The 1,297-nt window shown below is 73.9% G+C and carries 1 protein-coding gene; it reads right to left on the bottom strand.

All coding sequences use genetic code 11. The features are described 5' to 3' along the window. Positions 1-150: 150 nt before the first annotated feature. Positions 151-1,297: RsmB/NOP family class I SAM-dependent RNA methyltransferase (locus tag NHG85_RS04790; RefSeq protein ID WP_253330323.1), on the bottom strand; the 1,147-nt coding region annotated here is incomplete at its 5' end.

Genomic DNA, 1,297 nt, shown 5'->3' with positions numbered 1-1,297 from the left:
GGCCGGTCGGGCCAGCGCATCGGGCACGGGCGCGCGGGCATCCGCGTGCCAGCGCAGCCGCTCGATCCCCCATCCGCGCTGCAGGACCGCCATCGGCCACCATCCCCTCGCCCCGTTCGGCGCCATGCTAGGCCCCGGCAGGGGCGCTTGTCACCCGTCGCGCGCGGGCCGCCTCAGGCAGGCGATGAAGAAGCCGTCCATGCCGCCCCGATCGGCCCAGAAATCGGGGCGCAGCCGCAGCCCCTCCGCGCCGATCCAGCCAGGCTCGATGCCCGGGCGCTCCAGCGCCGCGAGGTCGTTCTCAAGCCCCGCGTGGCGCTCCAGCGCCTCCTCGACCTGCACCTCGCCCTCGTCGGGCAACAGCGAGCAGGTGCAGAAGACCAGCCGCCCGCCGGGCGCGAGCAGCTTCAGCGCGTGATCGATCATCTCGGCCTGAAGCGCGATCAGCGCGCCGAACTCCGCCCCGTCCTTGGCATGCGGCAGGTCCGGGTGGCGGCGGATCGTGCCGGTGGCCGAGCAGGGCGCATCGAGCAGGATCGCGTCGAAGCCCGCCTCGTCGAATTCCAGCGCGTCGCCCTGCACGATCCGCGCCGTGAACCCGGTGCGGGCAAGGTTCTCGCGCAGCCGTCCCAGCCGCGTCTCCGAAAGATCGAGCGCCGTCACCTCGGCCCCCGTGGCCGCAAGCTGCATGGTCTTGCCACCCGGAGCGGCGCACATGTCGAGCACGCGCTCGCCGGGCCTGGCACCCAACACGCGGGCCGCCACGGCGGCGGCGGCGTCCTGCACCCACCAGTCGCCCGCATCGAAACCCGGCAGGGCCGAGACCTGCCCCGCCTCGCGCAGCCGCACTGAGCCCGTGGGCAGCACCTCGCCGCCCATGGCCTCGGCCAGCGCCGCCGGATCACCCTTGGCCGTCAGGTCGAGCGGCGGGGTCTCGGCCTGCACCGCCTCCATCGCCTCGACCGCCTTGCGACCCCAGGCCGCGACCATCGGCCCGCGCAGCCAGTTGGGCAGCTTGGGCACCGGCAACCTGGCGAAGGCCTCGGGCGGCTGATCGCCGAGCTTGCGCAGCACCGCGTTGACGAGGCCCTTGTAGCTCTGGGTCCGTTTGCCCTTGGACATGATCTGCACCATGGCGTTGACCACGCCGTGCGGCGCCGCCCCTTCCATGATCTCGACCGCGCCGAGCCGCAGGGCACCCCGCACCGCGAGGGGCGGCTGTTTCACGAGAAACGGCTTCAGCGCCCGGTCGGCGCGCGGCAGCTGACGCAGCGTCGCGGTGGCGAGGCGCTGGGCG

Source organism: Limimaricola litoreus (genome assembly GCF_024159025.1).
Classification (GTDB): Bacteria; Pseudomonadota; Alphaproteobacteria; order Rhodobacterales; family Rhodobacteraceae; genus Limimaricola; species Limimaricola litoreus.
The sequence above is the reverse complement of the archived record's forward strand: the minus strand, read 5'-3'. Positions and strand labels throughout refer to the sequence as shown.